The 22873-nt window shown below is 72.6% G+C and carries 16 protein-coding genes; 10 read left to right on the top strand and 6 right to left on the bottom strand.

Annotated features, from left to right (window positions below; translation table 11 throughout):
* Positions 1-9: 9 nt before the first annotated feature.
* On the bottom strand, positions 10-1026 hold the full coding sequence (locus LZP97_RS02345; RefSeq protein WP_048771828.1) for an NAD(P)-dependent alcohol dehydrogenase: 1017 nt from the start codon (positions 1024-1026) through the stop codon (positions 10-12).
* 145 nt (positions 1027-1171) lie between these two features.
* Here LZP97_RS02345 and LZP97_RS02340 point away from each other — a divergent pair, with 145 nt between their 5' ends.
* From LZP97_RS02340 to LZP97_RS02315, 6 genes are all read left to right on the top strand, one after another.
* The gene (locus tag LZP97_RS02340; RefSeq protein WP_010592527.1) at positions 1172-2176 is read left to right on the top strand and encodes a sugar-binding transcriptional regulator; all 1005 of its coding nucleotides are present in this window, start codon (positions 1172-1174) and stop codon (positions 2174-2176) included.
* 62 nt (positions 2177-2238) lie between these two features.
* Positions 2239-3567 (top strand): ABC transporter substrate-binding protein, encoded by a 1329-nt coding sequence (locus LZP97_RS02335; protein ID WP_010592528.1) that lies wholly within the window; start codon positions 2239-2241, stop codon positions 3565-3567.
* Positions 3564-4529 carry a carbohydrate ABC transporter permease gene (locus LZP97_RS02330; RefSeq protein WP_048771830.1) on the top strand — a complete coding sequence of 322 codons (966 nt, stop codon included), beginning with the start codon at positions 3564-3566 and terminating at the stop codon, positions 4527-4529. The genes LZP97_RS02335 and LZP97_RS02330 overlap by 4 nt, the downstream gene beginning before the upstream one ends.
* Complete coding sequence (locus tag LZP97_RS02325) at positions 4529-5410, top strand: carbohydrate ABC transporter permease (protein WP_040275335.1); 882 nt, start codon at positions 4529-4531, stop codon at positions 5408-5410. Before LZP97_RS02330 ends, LZP97_RS02325 begins: the two co-directional genes overlap by 1 nt.
* A 30-nt stretch (positions 5411-5440) precedes the next feature.
* A complete protein-coding gene (locus LZP97_RS02320; RefSeq protein ID WP_040275333.1) occupies positions 5441-6523 on the top strand; it encodes an ABC transporter ATP-binding protein in 1083 nt (360 codons plus the stop codon).
* Positions 6524-6645: 122 nt separating this feature from the next.
* Complete coding sequence (locus LZP97_RS02315; protein WP_048771833.1) at positions 6646-8205, top strand: ATP-dependent DNA ligase; 1560 nt, start codon at positions 6646-6648, stop codon at positions 8203-8205.
* A 4-nt stretch (positions 8206-8209) separates the two neighbouring features.
* Here LZP97_RS02315 and LZP97_RS02310 read toward each other — a convergent pair whose 3' ends face one another.
* Positions 8210-8869, bottom strand: coding sequence for an enoyl-CoA hydratase-related protein (locus tag LZP97_RS02310; RefSeq protein WP_010592533.1), 660 nt, complete (start codon positions 8867-8869; stop codon positions 8210-8212).
* A complete protein-coding gene (locus LZP97_RS02305; RefSeq protein ID WP_010592534.1) occupies positions 8866-9519 on the bottom strand; it encodes a TetR/AcrR family transcriptional regulator in 654 nt (217 codons plus the stop codon). The genes LZP97_RS02310 and LZP97_RS02305 overlap by 4 nt, the downstream gene beginning before the upstream one ends.
* A gap of 176 nt (positions 9520-9695) precedes the next feature.
* On the opposite strand from LZP97_RS02305, the gene LZP97_RS02300 reads away from it, so the two are divergent.
* From LZP97_RS02300 to LZP97_RS02285, 4 genes are all read left to right on the top strand, one after another.
* On the top strand, positions 9696-10511 hold the full coding sequence (locus tag LZP97_RS02300; protein WP_017680253.1) for a mycofactocin-coupled SDR family oxidoreductase: 816 nt from the start codon (positions 9696-9698) through the stop codon (positions 10509-10511).
* Positions 10512-10608: 97 nt separating this feature from the next.
* Complete coding sequence (locus LZP97_RS02295; RefSeq protein ID WP_010592536.1) at positions 10609-11358, top strand: ABC transporter permease; 750 nt, start codon at positions 10609-10611, stop codon at positions 11356-11358.
* Between the two features lie 91 nt (positions 11359-11449).
* Positions 11450-13078, top strand: a complete 1629-nt coding sequence (locus LZP97_RS02290; RefSeq protein ID WP_048771836.1) for a LuxR C-terminal-related transcriptional regulator — start codon at positions 11450-11452, stop codon at positions 13076-13078.
* Positions 13079-13192: 114 nt separating this feature from the next.
* Entirely contained in the window at positions 13193-14326 is a 1134-nt protein-coding gene (locus tag LZP97_RS02285) for a flavin-containing monooxygenase (RefSeq protein ID WP_017680255.1), read from the top strand.
* Positions 14327-14348: 22 nt separating this feature from the next.
* On the opposite strand, the gene recD is transcribed toward LZP97_RS02285, so the two are convergent.
* The 3 genes from recD to recC are packed head-to-tail and all read right to left on the bottom strand — an operon-like array spanning position 14349 to position 22800.
* Positions 14349-16217: an exodeoxyribonuclease V subunit alpha gene (gene recD, locus LZP97_RS02280; RefSeq protein WP_010592540.1), complete on the bottom strand. Its 1869-nt coding sequence runs from the start codon at positions 16215-16217 to the stop codon at positions 14349-14351.
* On the bottom strand, positions 16214-19510 hold the full coding sequence (locus tag LZP97_RS02275; RefSeq protein WP_200903446.1) for a UvrD-helicase domain-containing protein: 3297 nt from the start codon (positions 19508-19510) through the stop codon (positions 16214-16216). Before LZP97_RS02275 ends, recD begins: the two co-directional genes overlap by 4 nt.
* The gene (gene recC / locus LZP97_RS02270) at positions 19507-22800 is read right to left on the bottom strand and encodes an exodeoxyribonuclease V subunit gamma (protein WP_048771843.1); all 3294 of its coding nucleotides are present in this window, start codon (positions 22798-22800) and stop codon (positions 19507-19509) included. The genes LZP97_RS02275 and recC overlap by 4 nt, the downstream gene beginning before the upstream one ends.
* Positions 22801-22873: the final 73 nt, after the last annotated feature.

Raw genomic sequence — 22873 nt, 5'->3', positions numbered from 1 at the left:
CGGGGCTCCTTACGTGTCGTCGCCGGGGTGGACCCGCACGACGGTCTTGATGTTGCCGGGTGTCCGGTCGGATTCGAGTGCTTCGGCCGCCCGCTCGAGCGGGAACCGGGCGGTGACCATCGCGTCGAGGTCGACGCGGCCGGTGGCGGCGAGGGCGACGGCCGTCGGCCAGGTGTGGGCGTACCGGAAGACGCCGGTGAGGACCAGCTCGCGGTTCTGGATCAGCTGGACCGGCAGGTTCATCGTCTCGGCGCCGGAGCCGACGAGGACGACGGCGCCGGCGGGCCGCACGGCCCGCATCGCGGTGGCGACCGCGGCGGGGGCGCCGGAGGCGTCGATGTAGGCGTCGACGTGCAGGTCGGTGACGTCGTCGGTGCGCGGGTCGAGGGCGGTGGTCGCCCCGAACTTCCGGGCCAGCGCGCGACGGTCCGCGTCGAGGTCGGTGACGACGACGTCGGTGGCGCCGAAGGCGCGGGCGACCTGCGCGGTGACGATGCCGATGGGGCCGGCGCCGGTGACGAGCACCCGGGATCCGGCGGTGACGCCCGCCTTGCGGACGGCGGCGATGCCCACGGACAGCGGTTCGCAGAGGGCGGCCGCGTCGTCGGAGACGGCGTCGGGGACGGGATGGGCGAATTCCGCCCCGATGGTGACGTAGTCGCAGAAGGCGCCGTCGACGGGCGGGGTGGCGTAGAACCGCATGTGCGGGCAGAGGTTGTAGCGCCCGCGCCGGGTTTCCTCGGTGGTCGGGTCGGGTCGCTGCGGCTCGATCGACACGCGCTGCCCGATCCGTTCGGCGGGGACGCCGGCACCGACCGCGGCGATCGTGCCGGAGGCCTCGTGGCCGAGGACGAGCGGGGCCTCGACGACGAATTCACCGATGCGGCCCTCGCGGTAGTAGTGCGTGTCCGATCCGCACACGCCGACCGTGGTGACCCGGACGAGCACGTCGCCGGGTGCGGGTTCGGGGACCGGGCGCTCGCGCATCTCGATCCGTCCGGGTTCGACCAGAACGGCGGCGCGCATGCGCTCCGGGATCGACGGGGGTGTTGTGTGGGTCACAGTGCCGATGCTAGCGTACTGAGCAGATGAACGCACCCATGAGCATTTGCTCACGCTCCACCGACTTCGCCGGTTCCCCGGCCCGAGTCCCTCCGACCCAGGAGATGACGTGACCGTCCCCCACGCGACGAACCCGCCCGCGGCCACCGCGGCACCGGAGGATCTGCGCCTGGCGTTGCGCGCCGCGACGCTGTACTACCTCGACGGCCTCACCCAGGCCGAGGTCGCGACGCGCCTGGGCGTCTCCCGCCCGACGGCGGGACGGCTCGTCGCCCGGGCCCGGGCCCAGGGCCTGGTGCGCATCGAGGTGAACGTGCCGGCCAACCTGCGCGACGACCTGCACGCCGACGAGGAACGCGCGCTCGAGGAGCGTTTCGGCCTGCTCGAGGCCGTCGTCGTCGGCGACGGGGTGGACGCAGCCGGCCCGCTCGACGAGGCCGCCAGCTTCGCGGGCGTCGGACGGGCCGCCGCCGCCCTGATCAGCCGGCGGATCCGCGCGACCGACACCCTCGGGTTCACGTGGGGGCCGGAGACCGTGGCCGTCGCGCAGGCCCTCCCGCCGGGCGGGGCCGCATGCGCGACGATCGTCCAGCTCGACGGCGCCGTCACCACCTCCGACTACCAGACCGGCGCCGAGTACGTGCTCGGGCGCTGCGCGGAACAGTTGCAGGCCAAGATGGTCCGGCTCCCGGTCCCCCTGTACGCCGACCCCGCGACGGTCGCGTCCCTGCGGGCCGACTCCATGATCTCCCGCGCCCTGGACGTCGGCCGCCGCGCCGACATGATGATGTTCGGTGTGGGGGCGGTGTCCACGTCGACCACCCTGTTCGAGGGCAGCTATCTCGACACCGCCATGCTCGACACCCTCACCGACCTCGGCGCGGTCGGGGAGATCGCGGGACGGTTCTTCCACGCCGACGGCACGGCCGTGGGCGGGGATCTCGACCGTCGCGCCGTGTCGGTCTCGCTCGACGACATCCGCGCCTGCCCGGCTGCGGTCCTCGTCACCGGCGGGGCCGCCAAACACCAGGCCGCGCTGGGAGCGCTGCGCGGCGGCCTGGTCACCATGCTCGTATGCGACATCGAGTGCGCACGTTGGCTACTCGACCGATGACACCACCGGAGAGACCGGAGAAGAGGCGACGATCGGTGAACAGATCCAGAAGAACCACCCGCATGCTGGCGGCCGGGGCCGGGGCGCTCAGCCTCACGCTCAGCGGCTGCGCCGGCGCCGGCTCGCTCGGCGCCTCCGACCAGACCGTCACCATCGCGATGGTGTCGAACTCCCAGATGCAGGACGCCCAGCAACTCGCCGCCCAGTTCGAGGCCGAGAACCCGGACATCGACCTGCGGTTCGTCACCCTCTCGGAGAACCAGGCCCGCGCGAAGATCACGGCCTCCACCGCGATGGGCGGCGGCGAGTTCGACGTGGTGATGATCAGCAACTACGAGACGCCGCAGTGGGCGGCGAACGGGTGGCTGACCAACCTCTCCGAGTACGCCCGGCAGACGGAGGGCTACGACGAGGACGACTTCATTCCCACCCTGCGCGACTCGCTGTCCTACGAGGGCGACATGTACTCGGTGCCGTTCTACGGCGAGTCGTCGTTCCTGATGTACCGCAAGGACCTGTTCGAGCAGGCCGGGATCGTCCTGTCCCCCACCCCCACCTGGGACGAGGTTGCCGCCGCCGCCGCCCGGCTCGACACCCCCGACACCGCCGGGATCTGCCTGCGCGGCAAGCCCGGCTGGGGTGAGGTGCTCGCCCCGCTGAACACCGTGATCAACACCTTCGGCGGCCGCTGGTACGACGAGGACTGGAACGCGCAGCTCACCAGCCCCGAGGTCGTCGAGGCGGTGCAGTTCTACGTCGACCTGGTCCGCGAGCACGGCCAGCCCGGCGCCGCCACGAGCGGTTTCAGCGAATGCGCCACGCAGCTTGCGCAGGGCCGGGTCGCGATGTGGTACGACTCCACCTCGGCGGTCTCCACCCTCGAGGACCCGGCGTCGAGCAACGTCGTCGGAAAGATCGGGTACGCCCCGGCACCGATCCGGGTCAAGGACGACGCGGGCTGGCTCTACAGCTGGTCGCTCGGCATCCCCGTCGACAGCGACAACGCGGACTCCGCGTGGCGGTTCGTCTCGTGGATGACGAGCAAGGAGTACCTGCGCACCGTCGGGGAGACCCTCGGCTGGGAGCGGGTACCGCCGGGCAGCCGGCTGTCGACCTACGAGATCCCCGAATACCGCGAGGCCGCAGCCGCATACGGGCCGCTCACCCTCGAGTCCATCGAGAGCGCGACGCCGGACGCCCCGACGGTCGAGCCGGTGCCCTACACCGGTGTCCAGTTCCTGGCCATCCCCGAGTTCCAGGACCTCGGAACCCGGGTGAGCCAGCAGATCAGCGCCGCGATCGCGGGCCAGAAGACCGTCACCGAGGCACTGGAACAGGCGCAGGAGTACGCCGACGTGGTCGGCGCCACCTACCGAGAGGATCAGCGATGACAACCCTGGCGGTCGGCGCCTCCACCGCCGACGACTCGGAGCGCATCCGCCGGGTGCGCGACGCCAAGAACGACGCGGTCTCCCGCGCGGAGGGCTGGCGCCGACGCGGGCCCCTGCTGCCTGCCCTGATCTTCATGATCGTGGTGACCCAGATCCCGTTCGCGTTCACCCTCTACTACTCGACGCAGTCGTGGAACCTGGTGCGCCCGGGCTCACGCAGCTTCGTCGGCCTGCAGAACTACGCGGACGTCTTCCGCGACAGTCAGTTCCGCGAGGTGGCGGTCAACACCGTGATCCTCATCGTCGGCACGGTGCTGATCTCCGTCGTGCTGGGCCTGCTGCTCGCGCTGCTGCTCGACCGGGTCTTCCTCGGCCGCGGCATCGTTCGCACCCTGCTCATCACCCCGTTTCTCGTCACCCCCGTCGCCGGCGCACTGATCTGGAAGACCGCGATGTTCGACCCGGTGTTCGGCATCGTCAACTTCGTGCTCTCCCCGTTCGGCGTGGGGCAGATCGACTGGGTCAGCCGCTACCCGCTCGCCGCGGTGATGGCGAACCTGGTGTGGCAGTGGACCCCGTTCATGATGCTGCTCATCCTGGCCGGTCTGCAGTCGATGCCGCGGGACATCCTCGAGGCCGGGCGGGTCGACGGGGCGGGCGCCTTCGCCCTGTTCCGCGAGCTGACGCTGCCGCACCTGCGGCGGTTCATCGAACTCGGCGCCGTGCTCGGCGCGATCCACCTGGTCAACACGTTCGACGCCATCTACATGATGACCCAGGGCGGACCGGGCACCGCGAGTTCCAACCTGCCCTTCTACATCTATCAGCGCGCGTTCCTCGGCTTCGACATCGGCCAGGCCGCCGCCATGGGCGTGGTGGTCGTCGTCGCCACCATCGTCGTGGCCACCGTCGCGCTGCGGCTGATCTTCACATCGTTCACCGGCAAGGAGGAGGCCGCCTGATGAGCACCACCGCCCCCACCGCACAACAGGTTCCCACACCGGAGACCGTCCCGGTTCGAACCCGGAAACGCAAGCACCGCAGGGCCAATCCGTGGGGCGTCGTCGCCTGGATCGCCGCCCTGGGGTTCTTCTTCCCGGTGTTCTGGATGGTGCTCACCGCCTTCAAGCAGGAGGCCGACGCCTATTCCGATCCGCCGAAGTTCTTCTTCACGCCCACCCTCGACCAGTTCCGCGCCGTGTTCGACACCGGAGTCGGTGTCAGCCTGCTCAACTCGGCGTTCGCCACGGGCGTGTCGACGATCCTCGTCCTGCTGCTCGGCGTGCCCGCCGCGTTCGCCCTGTCGCTGCGGCCGGTGCGCAAGACCAAGGACGCCCTGTTCTTCTTCATCAGCACGAAGATGCTGCCGATCGTCGCCGCGATCATCCCGCTGTACGTGATCGTCGCGAACATCGGTCTGCTCGACAACATCTGGGCACTGATCATCCTCTACACCGCGATGAATCTGCCGATCGCGGTGTGGATGATGCGCTCGTTCTTCCTCGAGGTGCCGGGCGAGCTGCTCGAGGCCGCGAGCATGGACGGCGCGAACCTGTGGACGTCGGTGCGGGAGGTGATCCTGCCGCTCGTCTCGCCCGGCATCGCCGCCACCGCCCTGATCTGCGTCATCTTCTCCTGGAACGAGTTCTTCTTCGCCGTGAACCTCACGGCGGTGCAGGCGCAGACCATTCCCGTGTTCCTCGTCGGCTTCATCACCGGCGAGGGCCTGTACTGGGCCCGCCTGTCCGCGGCCGCCACGATGGCGGCGCTGCCCGTCGTCCTGGCCGGCTGGCTCGCCCAGAACAAGCTCGTGCGCGGCCTGTCGTTCGGCGCGATCAAGTAACTCCCCCACTCACTTTCCGAAGGAACCGTCATGGCCGAGATCACCTACCGCAACGCGTCGTGCCTCTACGAGAACTCCGACACCCTCGCCGTCGACTCCCTGAACCTGGACATCCAGGACGGAGAATTCGTCGTCCTGGTCGGGCCGTCCGGCTCCGGCAAGAGCACCGCCCTGCGAATGCTCGCCGGGCTCGAGGACATCGACGAGGGCTCGATCAGCATCGGCGGCCGCGACATGGTCGGCGTGCCGTCGAAGGATCGTGACATCGCGATGGTCTTCCAGAACTACGCCCTCTACCCGAACAAGACCGTCGCCGAGAACATGGGCTTCGCGCTGAAGATGCGCGGCGTCGGCGCCGACGAACGGCGCCGCAAGGTCGAACAGGCGGCGAAGCTGCTCGACCTCACCGACTACCTGGACCGCAAACCCGCCAAGCTCTCCGGCGGGCAGCGCCAGCGCGTCGCGATGGGCCGCGCGATCGTCCGCGAACCGCAGGTGTTCTGCATGGACGAACCGCTGTCCAACCTCGACGCCAAGCTGCGCGTGCAGACCCGCACCCAGATCGCCGCGCTGCAGCGGCGTCTCGGCACCACCACCGTGTACGTCACGCACGATCAGGTCGAGGCGATGACCATGGGCGACCGGGTGGCGGTGCTGCGCGGCGGCAAGCTCCAGCAGTTCTCCTCCCCCACCGAGCTGTACGACCGGCCCGCGAATGCGTTCGTCGCCGGGTTCATCGGCTCGCCCGCAATGAACCTGCTCGACGCGCGGATCGTCGACGGCGGCGTGCAGATCGGCAGCACCGTCGTCGACGTCGAACGCGACCGCATCGCCTCGCTGCACCGCGCCGGCCTCGAGACCGTCACCGTCGGGATCCGGCCCGAACAGCTCGAGATCACGGACGGCGACGGCGTCGAGACCATCGTCGAACTCGTCGAGGAACTCGGCAGCGAGTCGTACGTGTACACCCGCGTCGCGCGCAGCGACACCCCCCTCGTCGCACGCTCGCTCACCCGCACCCCGGCCCGGCTGGCGGACACGATCCGGCTGCGCAAGCGGGAAGGCACGGTGCACCTGTTCCATCCGGGGACCGGCGAACGCGTCGGCGACTGACCCTCCGGCTGTACACCCGCGCCGAAACCGGCGGTGCACCCGCGCCGGAACTGGCGGGGCACCCGCGCCGGAACCGGCGATGAACCCGCGCCGGAACCGGCGATGGTCGGTACGGTCGGGGCGTGCTCTTCTCGACGATCGTTGCCACCTCGCATGCCGTCGGTGCCACCCGGTCGCGGCGTGGCAAGGTGGAGGAACTGCGCGCCCTCCTCGCCGTCCTCGACGCCGGGGAGGTCGAACCCGTGGTGTCGTGGCTGGCGGGTGAGCCACGTCAGGGCCGGATCGGCGTGGGATGGCGCACCCTCGCCGGATCCCGCATCGACCCGTCCGAGGAGCCGTCGCTGACCGTCGCCGACGTCGACCGGACCTTCACCGAGCTCGCCGGTCTGTCCGGGACCGGCTCGACGGGGCGGCGGCGCGAACTGCTCGCCGGTCTGCTCGGCGCGGCCACCGCCGAGGAGCAGGATTTCCTGGTGCGGCTGCTGACCGGCGACCTGCGGCAGGGCGCGCTCGACGGAGTGATGACCGACGCGGTGGCCGCCGCGGCCGGGCTGCCGGCCGAGACGGTGCGCCGGGCGTTCATGCTCTCCGGCCGGTTGCCCGCAACCGCGGCGGCCGGGCTCGGCGGCGGCGCGGACGCGCTCGCCGCCTTCCGGCTGGAGGTGGGCCGGCCGATCCGGCCCATGCTCGCCGCCCCGGCCCAGTCCCTCGCCGGTGCCCACAGCGAGTTCGGCGGCGAGGTCAGCGTCGAGTACAAGCTCGACGGCGCCCGCATCCAGGTGCACCGCCGGGGCGGGACGGTGCGGGTGTTCACCCGCACGTTGCGGGAGATCACCCGCAGCGTCCCCGAACTCGTGGAGCTGGTCGCGACGCTGCCCTGCACGTCGGTCGTGCTCGACGGCGAGACCCTGGCACTCGACCCTGCGGGCCGGCCCCGGCCGTTCCAGGAGACGATGAGCCGGTTCGGTGCCGAGTCCGCGCACGAGCTGATGCTGCACCCGTACTTCTTCGACTGCCTGCACCTCGACGGCACCGACCTGCTCGACGCGCCGCTCACCGAGCGTCTCGACGCTCTGCGGCGGGTCGCGCCGAACCATCGGATCCCGGGCGTGCTGCGGCCGGACGCGGCCACCGCCGACGCCCAGTTCGACGCCGCCCTCGCCGCCGGGCACGAGGGCGTCGTCGTCAAGGACCTCACCGCGCCCTACGCGGCGGGCCGGCGCGGCCGCGCCTGGCAGAAGGTCAAACCGGAGCACACCCTGGACCTGGTGGTACTCGGCGCCGAGTGGGGTTACGGCCGTCGCACCGGCTACCTGTCCAATCTCCATCTGGGCGCGCGGGATCCGGACGGCGGCGAGCCGATCATGGTCGGCAAGACGTTCAAGGGACTGACCGACGCCCTGCTGCAATGGCAGACCGAGGAGCTCCCGCGACACGAACGCAGCCGCGACGCGCACACCGTGTACCTGCGTCCGGAGCTGGTCGTGGAGATCGAACTCGACGGCGTACAGGTCAGCCCCCGCTACCCCGGCGGGGTGGCGCTGCGCTTCGCCCGTGTGCTGCGCTACCGCCCCGACAAGACCGCCGCCGAGGCGGACACCGTCGACGCGGTGCGCGCACTGTTACCGGGGACGGATTCCGTTCCGCAGCAACCACTTCCGTCCCATCACGGAAGTTCGTGACCGGTCAGGCCCGACCCTGGGCGAGTGCGTCGACCGCGGCCGCGTACATGGTGGACTTGATGGCACCGAGGGTGCCGGGGTCCTTCCCCGCGAGCGGGGTGACGAGTTCGACGGCGGCGTCGAGGACGCCGTCCGCGCCCGCCGTGCGGTCGACCAGACCGGCGGCCTCGGCCTCGAGACCGCCGTAGCGGCGACCGGTGGTCATCGCCGTGACCGCGGTCTGCGGGGTCAGCTTGGCCTGGATCAGCGCGGCCATGCCCGGCGTGAACGGGATGTGGATGTCGACCTCGGGGAAGCAGTAGTAGCCCCGGTCCGCGCGCATCACCCGGTAGTCGTGCGCGATCGCGAGCATGGCACCCGCCCCGAACGCGTGCCCGACCACGGCGGCGACCGTCGGCAGCGGGAAGGTGAGGATGCGGCCGAAGAGCGCCTGCACCCGGCCGACGTACCACTGCGCCCGATCACCGTGAGCTGTCAGCCATTCCAGGTCCAGGCCGTTGGAGTAGAACTTCCCCGTCGCCGTGGTGACGAGTGCGTGCGCGTTCTGCTGCACTTCGTCGAGGAGCCGGTCGACGGTGTCGAGCCAGTCGGGAGAGAACCGGTTCTCGTCGTCGCCGAGGTCGAGGACGGCGATCTTGTCCCGGTAGGTCAGAGTGACGGTCATCGCGAGCCTTTCGTGTGGCCGCCGCGCCCGGATGGCGCGGGCGGAGGATCGAGGGCGAGCACCGCGCGGACCGCGGCCTCGAGACGGTGGCGCATGGCCGCGTCGGGGACACGCCCGCGCCGGAGCAACAGACCTGTCGGCAGACCGACGACACAGTCCTCGACGACCGCGACCGCGCGCGCGTCGCCGCGGCCCCACAACGCCCGGGACAGGCGGACGAGCAGCGCGACCACAATCGAATCGAGCCGCCCCAGCTCTGCGGCGACGTCCGCCGGCGGGTCGGACCCGAGCAACTCCTCGCGCCGGACGGTGAGCAGGAGGCGCGAGGACTCGGGGAACAGGGCGGCGAACGCCGCGGGGGCATCGGCGGCGGCGACGACGGCGTCGATCCCCCGGTCCGGCGTCGACGCGGAGCCGAGAACCTCGTCGACCGCCGCGCGCTGCAGGTCGAGGAAGCGGTGGGCCGCGCGCAACCAGGCCCGGCCGACCAGCCCACCGCGGGAGCCGAAGGCGTGATACAGAGCCCCGTTCGACATCCCCGTGGCCGCGGCGACCGCACGCAGCGTCACCGCGCTCGCACCACCGGCCACCACCAGATTCTCGGTGGCGTCGAGAACCTCGTCGAGGTCGTGGATGCGGGGCCGGGGCACAGCGGGACCATAACAGAACGCATGCTCTATTACCAGCGGGTAACCGAACGGGGCGCCCGGCCGGACACGGGACACCGTGCGCCTTCCGGACCGCGGTCCCGGTGAGCGGAACCCGCGCTGCCGTCCCCCGCTTCGGACCGGGAGAATCCGCGTCCGACACCACCGAGGAGGCAAGCATGGAGACCGCCGGCCGTTTCGAGAACAAGGTCGCCTTCGTCACCGGCGCGGCGCGCGGTCAGGGCCGCGCCGAGGCCGTGCAGTTCGCCCGCGAGGGCGCCGACATCATCGCGGTCGACGCGTGCACCGACTTCGCCTCGACCGCCTACCCGGGCGCCACGGAGGAGGATCTCGCGGAGACGGTGCGGTTGGTCGAGAAGACGGGCCGTCGCATCGTCGCCACGACCGCGGACGTGCGGGACTTCGACGCGCTGTCGCGGGCGCTGGCCGACGGCGTCGAGCAGCTCGGCCGCCTCGACGTGGTGGTCGCGAACGCCGGCATCTGCTCGGGCGCGCTGTCGTGGGAGATCACCCTCGAGCAGTGGCGGGAGACCGTCGACGTCAACCTCACCGGCGTGTTCCACACCGCGAAGGCCGCCGTGCCCTACCTGATCGAGCAGGGCGAGGGCGGGGCGGTCGTCTTCACCAGCTCCGTCTCGGGGCTCAAGGGCACCCCCTTCACCGGCCACTACGTCGCGACCAAGCACGGCATCACCGGCCTGGCGAAGACGATGGCGAACGAACTGGGCGAGCACCGGATCCGGGTCAACACCGTCCACCCGGCCGGCGTGGAGACCGGCATGAAGGTCAGCGACCTGCACCCGCTCATCGCGAAGTACGCGACCACCCTGGGCCCGATCTACATGAACTCGCTGCCCTACGAGATCCTGCAGCCCGAGGACGTCGCGGCCGTCGTCGCGTGGGTGTGCTCCGACGAGGCGAAGTACATCACCGGCGCGCAGATCCCCGTCGACCTGGGGAACCTGATCCGCTGAACCCGCTGCCGGTGGGCCGAATGTCACACCGCTTCGATCTGATCGAACGCATGTCACATTCGGCCACCCCCGTCCCCCGGCGGATACCCTCCGGAGGGTGACCTGGTCCCTGGAGTTGGTTCCCACCGCCGTCGGGGTGACCCTGCTCGTCGGGACGACGACCGCGGTGCTGTGGGGCTACCGCGCCCCGCATCACTTCGCGCCGGCGGTCGCGGTGCTGCGGGGCGCCGTGCAACTCGCCCTGATCAGTGTGGTGCTGTCCGGGGTGATCACGAGTCCCGTCTGGGTGGGGGCCGCGCTGCTGGTCATGTTCACCGTCGCCGCTGCCACCGCATCCCGCCGGATCGGCTGGAGCCCGGGGCACGTGGCCCTCGTATCCGGTGCGATGGCGCTCGGGATCGCCGTGACGCTCACGATCGTCTTCGTCACCGGCGCCATCGAGTTCTCCCCGCGGTACGTCCTGGCCATCGGCGGCATCGTCGTCGGCAACGCGATGACCATCGCGACCCTCGCGGGGCGGCGCTTCACGGAACTGACCGGGGACAACTGGGACACGGTCGAGGGCTGGCTCGCGCTCGGTGCGACGCCGCGGCAGTCCACCCGCGAGCTCACGCGACTGGCCGTCCACTCGGCGCTGATCCCGTCGACCGACCAGACCAAGACCACCGGGCTGGTGACGCTGCCGGGTGCCTTCGTCGGCGCGATCTTCGGAGGTGTGTCCCCGCTCGAGGCCGGACGCTTCCAGATCGTGGTGCTCGCCGCGATCATGGCCGCCGGAACGATCACCGCCGTCGTCCTCGTCTCCGGTCTGGCACCGGTCCGTACCCGGCCCGGCCTGCCGGACTGACCTCCCACTGCGCACCCCGGAACCGGAGGCCGGTGGGCGTAGGATCGCAGGCAACCACTCGGTGCACGTTCGGTCGCCGCAGGGAGCGAGGATGGGCACGTCGACGGTGCTCGACCACGCGCGGGCAGCGTTCCACGCGCGGGACTGGACGCGGGCGTTCGACGCGTTCCGCACCGCCGACGCGCACGAGCCCCTCACCGCCGACGACCTCGACCTGTTCGCACGGTCGGCGTATCTGGTCGGCCGGGACGACGACTGCGCGACGCTGTGCGAGCGTGCGTTCTCGGCGCATCTCGACGCCGACGACCCCGAGCAGGCCGGACTCAGTGCGTTCTGGCTCTGCTTCCTGCTGATGAACCGTGGGGAGGTGGCGCGCGCCGGCGGCTGGCTCGCCCGGGCCCAGCACCTGACCGAGCCCGGGCGCCCGGACTGCGCGACACGCGGCCTCCTGATGCTGCCGGCGGCGGTGCAGGACATGCATGCGAACCGGCCGGCCGACGCCCTGCCCTCGTTCACCGCCGCCCAGGCGATCGGCCGAGCCTGCGGCGACGCCGACCTCGTCGCGCTGAGCACCCTCGGCATCGGGCAGTGCCGCATCCTGCTCGGCGACGTCGCCGGCGGTCTCGGCACCCTGGACGAGGTGATGGTCGGCGTGAGCCTCGACGAGGTCTCGCCGGTCGTGGCCGGACTGGTGTACTGCGCGGTCATCGAGGCCTGCCAGGGCACGTTCGAGCTGCAGCGGGCCAGGGAATGGACGCGGGCACTCGGCCGCTGGTGCGACGCCCAGCCCGGCCTCGTTCCCTTCCGGGGACAGTGCCTCGTACACCGCGCGGAGATCCTGCAACTCGAGGGCGCCTGGACGGAGGCCATGGACCTGGCCCGGCTCGCGTTCCGGCGGCTGTCGGACCCACCGGGTCAACCGGCCGTCGGCATGGCCCTGTACGAACAGGGCGAACTGCACCGGTTGCGCGGCGAGTTCGACGAGGCCGAGGACGCCTACCGCCGCGCCGGCCGGCTGGGCCGCGAGATCCAGCCGGGCATGGCGCTGCTGCGTCTGCGCCGGGGCGACACCGACGCGGCGCTCGCCGGGATCCGGCGGGCGCTCGGCGAATCGCTTCCGCTCTATCGTCCGCGGCTGCTGGCGGGCCACGCGGAGATCGCGCTCGCCGTCGGCGACGTCGCGGCCGCGCGCCGCAGCGCCGACGAACTCGCGGCGCTGGCCGGGGAACAGGACGCTCCGGCGTTGAGTGCGATCGCCGAGCAGGTCACCGGCGCCGTCCTGCTCGCCGAGGGCGCACCGCGCGCCGCCCTCGACCGGCTGCGCCGCTCGTGCGGGCTCTGGCGCGGCTTCGAGGCGCCCTACGAGTGCGCGCGGGTGCGGGTGCTGCAGGGCCGGTGCTGTGACGCGCTCGGCGACGCCGAGACGGCGCGGCTCGAGTACGAGGCCGCGGCGGCGACGTTCCGGGACCTGCACGCCGAGCCGGACCTGCGGGACCTCGCGCGGAGGCCGGGGCGCCCGGCCGCGCGGGGCCGGCTGACCACCCGCGAGATCGAGGTGCTGCGGGCCGTCGCCACGGGGAAGACCAACCGCGCCGTGGCCCGTGAACTCGTGTTGAGCGAGAAGACCGTGGCGCGGCACCTGAGCAACATCTTCACCAAGCTCGACGTGTCGTCCCGGGCGGCCGCGACGGCATACGCGTACGAGCACCACCTGCTCTGAGCTGCACAGAACTACCCATCCGGGTCCGCGGACGGCTGCGTACTTCGCCCGACGCGGCCGATGCCGGCGGCGCCTAACGTCATCCGTCCAGTCCCCTCGAGCCCGGGAGTTCCGATGACCACCGACAGTGCACCCCGACGGATCGACACCGTCGTGATCGGCGCAGGCCAGGCGGGGCTGTCCGCCGGCTACCACCTCGCCCGGCACGGGCGCCCCTTCCTGATCGTCGACGCGAACCGGCGGATCGGCGACAACTGGCGCAGCCACTGGGATTCGCTGCGCCTGTACAGCCCCGCCGGATACGACGGCCTGCCCGGCATGCCGTTCCCCGGCGATCCGCACCGGTTCCCGACGAAGGACGACGTCGCCGACTACCTCGAGGCGTACGCCGCGCGGTTCGAGCTGCCCGTTCGCGGCGGCACCCGCGTGCGACGGCTGTCGCGCGACGGCGATCGCTTCGTCCTCGACTGCGGCGAGATGCGGATCGAGGCCGGCAACGTCGTCGTCGCCACCGGCACGTTCGGCCGCACCCCCAGCATCCCGGACTTCGCGGCCGAGCTGGACCCGCGGATCGTGCAGCTGCACTCGAGCGAGTACCGCAATCCGGCGCAGCTGACCGACGGCCCGGTGCTCGTGGTGGGCGCGTCCCACTCCGGCGGCGACCTCGCCTACGAGGTGGCGACGTCCCATCCGACGATCCTGTGCGGCCGCGACACCGGACAGCTCCCGGTGCGGCTCGAGAGCCGCCGGATGCGGGTGCTCTTCCCGATCGTGTGGTTCGCGTGGGGCCACGTGCTCTCCGTACGCACCCCGCTCGGCCGGAAGGTACGTGAACTCGAACGCCGCCACGGCGCACCGCTGTTGCGGGTCAAGCGGGAGGACCTCGCCGCGCTCGGCGTCGAACGGATCACCGAACGGGTCACCGGGGTCGTCGACGGCCGCCCGGTCCTCGCCGGCGGTCGCGTCCTCGACGTGACGAACGTGTTGTGGTGCACCGGCTTCCGTCAGGCCTACGACTGGATCGAGCTGCCGGTGCTCGGCCCGGACGGCTGGCCGCTCGAGGAGCACGGGGTGGTGACCACCATTCCCGGCCTGTACTTCACCGGCCTGTGCTTCCAGTCGTCGTTCCGCTCGATGCTCGTCGGCGGGGCCGGCGCGGACGCCGGGCACGTCGTCCGGCACCTCGTCGAGCACCGCGCGCCGGTCGGCCCGATGTCACATCGCTTCGATCCGATCGAACCGATGTGACATTCGGCCACCCGCGCGGGAGTCAGGCGCGCGGCTGCCGGCGCAGTCCGCTGGCTCGCAACACCCGCCGCCCGACCCCGGCGCGGACCGCCTCCTCGGTGCCGATCAGGCGCACGTGACCGCGCGCCCGGGTGATCGCGGTGTACAGCAATTCGCGGGTCAGCAGCGAGGATTCGGGTGGGGGCAGGATCACCGAGACCGTGCCGTACTGGCTGCCCTGGCTGCGGTGGATCGTCATGGCGTACACCGTCTGCACGGCCGACAGCCGACTGGGGTGGAGCCGGAACGGCTCCTTGCCGCGCGCGAACGCCGCGACGGGTTCGCCGTCCGCATCGACGACCACGACGCCGGTGTCGCCGTTGTAGATGCGGGTCTCGTGGTCGTTGGCGGTGACGAGCAGCGGCTGCCCCGGGTACCAGCGCTCGGTGTCGAGCCGCCGGCCGGTGTCGGCGGCGATCCACTCCATCGCCCGCCGCGCCCACCACTGCACCCCGTACGGCCCCTCCCGGTGCGCGCACAGCAGGCGGTGCGTCTCGAACTTCTCGAGCGCGGTCACGTCGTCGCCCGCGACGGCGGCGGCGGTGACGGTCGCGGCGGTGGAGACGACGTCGCGCCGCAGGGCCTCGAGGTCGTCCGGCGCGTGGAAGGACACCTCGGGGCCACCACCGTCGAGGATCCGCATCACCGCGTCGGCGTCGCCCTCCCGCACGGCGACGGCGAGGTGCGCGATGTCGCCGCCGAACCGCCGGCCGCGGCTGAGCCGGATCACGCCGCCGCGCAACCGGTTCCGCTCACCCGCGGAGAGCGACGCCTCGGCGGGGTCGTCGCCGGCATCGAGGTCGGCTGCGACGACGCGCCCGAGGACGGGGTTTCCCGCCGCGGTCACGGGACGGGCGACGAGGTCGGCCAGGACGGCGCCGGCGTCGACCGACGTCAGCTGGTCCGGGTCGCCCACCAGGATCAGCCGGGTGCCGGAGCGGACGGCCTCGAGCAGCCGGCACATCATGGTCAGCGACACCATCGACGTCTCGTCGACGACCACGACGTCGTAGGGCAGGTGGTTGCCGGCGTGGTAGCGGTACCGGGTGCGGCCGCGCTGCCAGCCGAGCATGCGGTGCAGGGTCATCGCGGTCAGGTCGGCGCGCAGGCCCAGCGGCCCGGCCTGCTCGCGGACGGATTCCTGCAGCCGGGCCGCGGCCTTGCCGGTGGGCGCGGCCAGTCCGATCCGCAGGGCGGGACCGTGCAGCGCGGTCAGCAGCGCGAGTATCCGGGCGACGGTGTGGGTCTTGCCGGTGCCCGGCCCGCCCGCGATCACCGTGGTCCACCCCGTGGCGGCCAGCGCCGCGGCGATGCGCTGCCGGTCCGGTGCGGCGGACGGACGACCGGGGTCGTGCTGGTCGCGGAACAACTCGCGCAGTCCCCGCTCGAGCGCCGGCTCGTCGACGACGGGATGACCGAGCCCGCGGGCGTCGAGGATCCGCCGGACCGCCTCCTCCTGACGGAAGTAGCGGTCGAGGTACAGCAGCGGACCGTCGGCGGTCTCGACCAGGCGCAGCGGACGCAGCGGGCCGCGGTCGCCGCCGACGACGAGCGGGCTGCGCCGCAAGCCGGCGACGACGGCGTCGTCCTCCGGCCACGGCAGCGCCGCGAGATCCACCTCGGCGGACTCGTCGACGGTGATCTCGCGCAGCCGGGTCAGGTCCAGGCACACCGAACCGGCGCGCACGGCGCGCACGGCCAGCGCAGTGGCGAGGTGCACCTCCTCGGCGGTCTCCCCCGCCAGCTGGGCGAGCCGCAGCGCGACGTGCACGTCGGCGGCCGCGAGCACCCCGGCCTCGTTGAAGACCCGCAGGGCACCCTTGCCGCGCTGGGCCACCTGGGCGTTGGTCACGGAATCTCCTTGCCTGCCAACAGATCGGACAGTGCGGCGACGAGGGCGGGCGGCGGCGTCCAGTCGAACACACCGCAGCCCGCCGGGGTCTCCGGACCGACCATGCCGCGCACGAACAGGTACTGCACGCCGCCGAGATGCACCGCCGGGTCGTAGCCGGGCAGCCGCCACCGCAGGTACCGGTGCAGGGCGGCGGCGTACAGCAGCGCCTGCATCGGATAGTGGGCGCGCAGCATCTCCTGCGCCATCCGGTCCCGGGTGTAGTGGGCGGTGGTGAGTTCCTCCGGTCCGAGGCGGTTCGTCTTGTAGTCGACGATCACGAACCGCGGCTCGGTGCCGTGGATCCGCAGCACCGAATCGATGCTGCCGGTGAGATAGCCGCGCAGCGGGGTGGGCTCGAGAGTTGCGACGAGATCGGCGTAGGAGACGAACGGGTCGTCGGCGGGCAGGTGCGCACGCAGCAACCGGGCGACACCGTCGAGGGTGACGGTGGTGGCGACCGGATCGTCCCCACCGGCGAGGGGCAGCTCGAAGTCGAGTTCGGCGAGGCGGTCGGCCGGGGCGATGTCGGCGAGAGTGCCCGCGTCCCCGCCGAGCGGGGTACGCAGGACCGGCAGCAGTGCCGTCGCCAGCTCCTCGGGGTCGACGTCGGAGAACTGTTCGGCGACGGTGTCGCGGCAACAGCGCAGCAGTTCCGCGCCGAGGTCGGCGGCAGCGGTGTCGACGACCTCGAGCACCGCGTGCACGAGTGTGCCGAACACCGCCCCGCCGGGCAGGGAGTTCATCGGGGACACGATGCCGTCACTCGGCACGTCGGCCGGCAGCAGCGGCGGTTCCTCCGGTTCGTCGACGTGCACCGGCTGCTCCGTCTCCGCACGCACCTGGGGTTCGTCGTGGGCGGCGGCGGTGAGGGCGGTGTACGAGGTGCGCCGCCAGGCGTCGTCGAGCTCGCGGTCGAAGCGTGCCGCCTCGAGGTCCACGACGGTCTCACGCGGACGCACCCACGTGACGGTGGGGATCGGCGCCGATCCGACGGCCTCGACGGACACCGATCCGGCAGCGCGGTCGGCCCACGCGTCGAGTTGCTGCGCCACGATCGGGTCCTCGGGCACGCGTGCCTTGGGAGCGATGTCGGACGTGCCGGGTGCCCGGCCGAACAGCAGGCGGTGCAGCGGGGCGCCGGGGGTGCCGTACCCGGGCGCCCACCACAGCACCAGGTGACAGCGGGCGCGGGTAAGCGCGACGTACAGCAGCCGCAGTTCCTCCCCGGCCACCTCGTCGTCGTGGCGCCGGCGACGATCGCCGTACCCGGGGCTGCCCTCCCCGCCGACGTCGAGGATCCGGCGTCCGGAGTCGTCGTGGAGCAGGAGCCGGTCGGGTTTCGGCCGCACGCCCGACTCCCATGCGAACGGCACGTAGACCACGGGAAATTCGAGTCCCTTGCTGGCGTGGACGGTCAGCACCTGTACCGCGGCGGCGTCGCTGTCGAGCCGGCGGCTGCGGTCGGCGCGGGCCGTGCCCGCCTCGGCGATCCGTTCGGTCAGCCAGCGGGTCAGGGCGGTGACACCGAGCGCCCCGGCCGCCGCGGTCTCGTCGAGCAGCTGCGCGAGGTGCCGCAGATCGGTCAGTTCCCGTTCACCGCCCGGCCAGCCCAGCAGCCGCGGCTCGAGGGCGCAGGACGCGGCGAGGCGCTCGAAGAGGGCGGCGAAGCCGGATCGCTCGAACACGAGGTCCAGCTCGCGCAGCAGGGTGCCGAGCGCGGCCACGAGCTCGTCGCCCCGGGTGTCGACATCCACGGCGGTGTGCCCCATCAGGGAGGTCAGGGCGGCCAGACGTACCCGGTCGGGGCGGTGCGGCTGCTCGAGCGCCTGCAGCACCCGCAGCCATTCCTGCGCGGCGGGGGTCGCGAAGACGCTGGTTCCTCCCGCGAGCACGGCCGGGATCCCGGCGCCGGTGAGGGCACGGTGCACGAGGGCGACCTGCGCGTTGGTCCGGACCAGGACTGCGACGTCGCCGGGTTCGACGGATCGCCGGCCGCCGCCGAGGTCGACCGTGACCTCGCCGCCGAGCAGTGCCGCGATGTCGGCCGCGACGTCGCGTGCCACCCGGGCCTGCAACGCCGGGGCCTTCGGGAAACCGGAGGCGCCGCACGGACCGGCCCCGGCACGCGGCAGGTGCCGCAGCCGCAGCGGCACCGCCCCGGTGATCCGGGACGGCGGCTGCGCGGCCTCGACCCGATGCGCCACGATTCGCGGATCCCCCAGGGCCGCACCGCCGTACAGGTGGTCGAGGGCCGCGAGCAGGTTCCCGTCGCTGCGCCAGTTGCGGACGAGTTCCTGGTGCTCGTCGGCGAACTCCATCGCGCCGAGATAGCTGAGCACCTCGGCGCCGCGGAACGCGTAGATGGCCTGTTTCGGGTCGCCGACGAGGACGAGGGTCGTGCGCCGGTGGAACGCGCTGCGCAGGATCTCCCACTGCAGCGGGTCGGTGTCCTGGAACTCGTCGACGAGCACGACCCGGAATCGGGAGCCGATGCGGCGGCACGCGGCCTCGCCGTGCCCGGGATCGGTCAGCACCGCGTGCAGCAGCGAGAGCTGGTCGTCGTAGTCCCGCAGACCCGCGAGGCGTTTGCGGCGGTCGACCTCGGCCCGCACGGCCCGGGCGAACTCGACGCGTTCACCCGCGGGCGTGCCGTCGGCGCCCTCGGGGGCGAGCGTGGCCTGCGGGTCGAAGATCGCGGCACGCGCGGCCTCCGCCGCCTCCGCGTGTGAGATCGGTGCCGCATCCGCGCGGCCGTACCGCCGCAGGTACAGGTCCGCGACGACCTCGGCGGTCAGGTCGTCGACGTCCTCGACGAGTACCGCGGCGGAGTCGCGTTCCCCGGCGGTGCCGAGCTCGTCGAGCATGCGCTGGCAGAACCCGTGCGTGGTGGCGATGGTGGCGGCATCGAAGTCGGACAGCGCCCGCAGCAGCCGGCGCCGGTGCGTGGCCACGTCGCCGGCGGCGAGGTGCCGGATCAGCTCGTCGGGATGGCGGCGGGCGGCGTCCGGATCGGCCAGCGCCCGCGCGGCGGCGGCGAACCGGTCCCGGGTGCGTTCGCGCAGCTCCTGCGTCGCGGCGCGGCTGAACGTCACCAGCAGCAACTCCGACAACTCCGCCGTGCCCTCGGCGACGAACCGGGTGGCCAGGCCGACGAGGGCGTAGGTCTTGCCGGTTCCCGCGCTGGCCTCGAGCACGGTGGTGCCCGTGGGAAGCGTCCCCAGCAGGTCGAACTCGGACACGGTTCGGGTCACGGCCGCCCCTGGATCTCGTTGGACAGCAACGGCTCCCACAGGCTTCGCGCGAGGGCGCCGAATCGGGTGGGCTCGCCGTGCCACGTCTGCTCGTCGTCGCGGGCGGCGACGGAGGTCAGGTCCCGCAGCGTCACGTCGGGGCCGTACAGGTAGGCGAGGTGGCGGTCGGTGCGTTCGCCGTAGGTGGATCCGAACTCCTGGGCGGCGGCGTCGAGTCCCATCTCGACGGAGTCGCCGCGGTGGCGGCGCTCGGCGTACTCCGCGGCGGCGGCGGTGGCGGTCGGCAGCGGCTCGTGCAACCCGCGGTCGCGCAGGTCCACGAGGCGGGCGAGTTGCTCCACGGGGTCGGCCGGGGCGTTGATCGTGGACCGCCAGGCCGGGGTGCCGCGGAACCGCCCACGGCCGGTGGTGACGGCCTGCCACGGCCCCGGCCGGTCCGACGCGGCGACGGCGAGCAGGTGCACCCAGGCGGTGAGGCGGTGTTTCGGCGCCAGGCGGGAGAAGGTGCTGCGGGCGACGACGGCGCCGTGGACCCCGCCGACCGTCCCGGTCAGGCGCCGGCCGTCCCCGAGGTCGACGTTCACGTCGACGGTGTCGGCCGGTCCCGTGTAGATCGGCCGGCACACCGCCACCAAGGTGTCCACGGTGGCGGCGACGTCGTCGAGCGCGAGTTCACCGAGCCGGTACGGCGGCAGGGTACCGCGCCGCCATTCGGCGGCCCGGAAGTCCGCGGGGTCCGTGCCGGCGAGCAGCGCCTCGAGCATGCGGTCGCCGAGGTCCCACCGGGCGAGCGGGTCGAGGCCGACATCGAGGGCGTCGGCGATGTCCTCGTCGCGATCGGGCACCCGCACCCCGAGGCGCTGCCGCAGGAACGCCTGGGTGGGGTGGGTGACGAACGCGACGAGGTCGGCCAGGTCGACGTCGGTGCGCGCGGCGGGCGCGAGCGGCCGCTGCAGCAGTCCGGGACGCTGTTTCGCCGGGTGCTGCGCGGCGCGCGCCCCCGCGAGTGCGGCCCGGTCGAAGCTCAGCGGGCGGTCGGGCCGGAAGTTGCGCGGATCGAACGGCTGCAACGGATGCCGGGTGAGGAGCTCGGCCATGCCGTCGGGACCGACCATCGTCTCGACCACGTCGCGCAGTTCGCTCAGCGGGATCGCCGGGGGGCGGCGGGCACCGGTGACCGGGTCCGCACCGGTGTAGAACAGCAGCAGCGTCTCCCCCGCCGACATGACGGCGTCGAGCAGCAACTGCCGGTCCTCGCTGCGCGGATCACGTTCCCCCAGGCAGGGATTCACTGCCAGCACGTCGTCGCCGTCGATGTGGGCGGAGCGGGGGAAGCTCTCGTCGTCGAGGCCGAGCAGGACCACGACGCGGTGCGGCACCGACCGCATCGGCACCATCGTGCACACGGTCAGCTCGCCGGTCCGGAAGTTCGCGCGCGTCGGGCGTGCCGCGAGCCGGGCTGTCAGCATGGCCCGCACGTCGGCCAGCCGCAGCGGCGCCGGCCCGGCGTGCTCGACGGCGGCGGCGAGTTCCCGGTGAGCCTGGGTGAGCTGCCAGGCGTCGGCGGGATCGACATCGGTCAGCAGATCCAGTGCGCGGGTGAGGGCGTCGGCCCACTGCGCGGCCGGCTGGGGACCGCGCAGGCCGTGCAGTGCCACCGTGAGCCGGTCGATGTACTCGGCGAACCGTCCCGTCAGGTCGATGTCGTTGCTCTCGACGTCGTCGAGCGGGAGCGTGAGTCCGAGCCACTCGCTCTGCGACTCGTCGGCGGCCGTGCCGAGGAGGATCCGGTCCAGGGCCGTGCCGAACGTGTTCTGCGGGAAGTCCCCGAGGCCGAAGGTGTTCCGCTGCCCTTTGCCGATGCCCCAGCGGGCCCCGGCAGCGGCGGTCCATTCCTGCAGCCGTTCGAGGTCGTCGTCGACGAAGCCGAACCGCCGGCGCACCGGCGCGGCCCCGGCGAGGTCGAGGACCTCGCTGGCGGTCACCCGCGCGTCGGCGAGACCCACGAGCGTCGCCACGACCGCCAGCACCGGGTTGGTTCGGCGCAGGCCGCGGTCGGCGAGGCGCACCCGCAGCCGGTGTCCCGGGTGCCCGGAGGTGTCGTGCCGGGCGGCACCCTGGCCGAATGCGGCCTGCACGAGCGGCGCGTAGGTCTCCACATCCGGGCACATGACGACCACGTCGCGGGGTTCGAGACTCGGATCGTCCGCGAACAGGTGCAGCAGGCACTCGCGCAGCACCTCCACCTGCCGCGCCGGACCGTGACAGGCGTGGATGCGGATCGTGCCGTCGGCGGCGGCGGAGCGGGCCGGGGGCCGGTCGGCCCGGAGGTCGTCCTGCAGGCGCCCCAGGAGCGTGTCGGGGCCGGTCCCGCCGGGGTGGTGCACGTCGGCGACTCCGGGACCGGCGAGGTGCGCGCGTAGTTCGCGCACGTCCCGGGCCAGGCTCGCCAGGAGGGGGTGCTGCACCGCGAGGGCACTGCGGTCGTCGGCGCGACGACGAACCGGCGCCGCGGCCGCCTGCCCTTCCCACATCGCCGGACTCGGATGCGGAATCCACAGGTGCACATCACGGTTCGCGGCAACCGCGGACAGCACCGCGCACTGGGCGACGGTGAGCCGGGTGGGGCCGAACAGCGACAGCCGAGCCGGCCAGTCCACGAGCTCCGGGTCGGTGCGCAACCGCGTGCAGGCGGCGGTGAGCCGCTCGGCGGGACTGTCGTCGCCGAGGCGCTCGCGCAGCCGCCGCCACAGCCGGGCCTGCCACACGAGGTGTTCGGCGAGGTCGTGGCCGGTGCCGTCGGTGTCGCGCCCGGCGGCCCAGTCGACGAGCATCTCCGGGCGCTGCGACGCGTAGCTGCGGAACAGGTCGGCCAGGTGGGCGGCGGTGGCGTAGCGTCGACCGGCGCGGTGATCGACGCCGTCGCGGCCGAGGTGCCGAGCGAGGACGGTGCACCACGGTTCGTCGAGGCAGTCGTCGACGACGTCGAGCAGCGTCCACCGCATCCGGTCGGGGTGCCAGGGGTCGTCCGCCGCCGTCCGGCCGGTGGCAGCGGCCAGCGCCTCGTCCACCAGCCGTGCCGGCGACGGGTGGTCGATGTTGGCGGCGACACCGTCACCGCAGGTGCCGCCGAGCACCGTCGACAGCCGCTGCGTCAGCCACCGCTCGACCCCCTTGGCGGGGACGGCGACGATCTCGCGGGCGAACGGGTCGGCGAGGGGCACGACGAGCAACTCGGCGAGAGCGGCGGCCAGGGTGTCGGCGCGCTCGGCGCGGTGCAGCGTCAGCACGCGGGTCCCCTCGTCGCTCGGTGTGTTCCGGTCCTGCACCGGCTTATCACATCCCGGCGACAGCGCTCGCCGC

This window comes from Rhodococcus sp. DMF-1 (genome assembly GCF_021441945.1).
Taxonomy (GTDB): domain Bacteria; phylum Actinomycetota; class Actinomycetes; order Mycobacteriales; family Mycobacteriaceae; genus Rhodococcus; species Rhodococcus ruber.
This window is presented reverse-complemented; position numbering and strand designations above follow the sequence as displayed.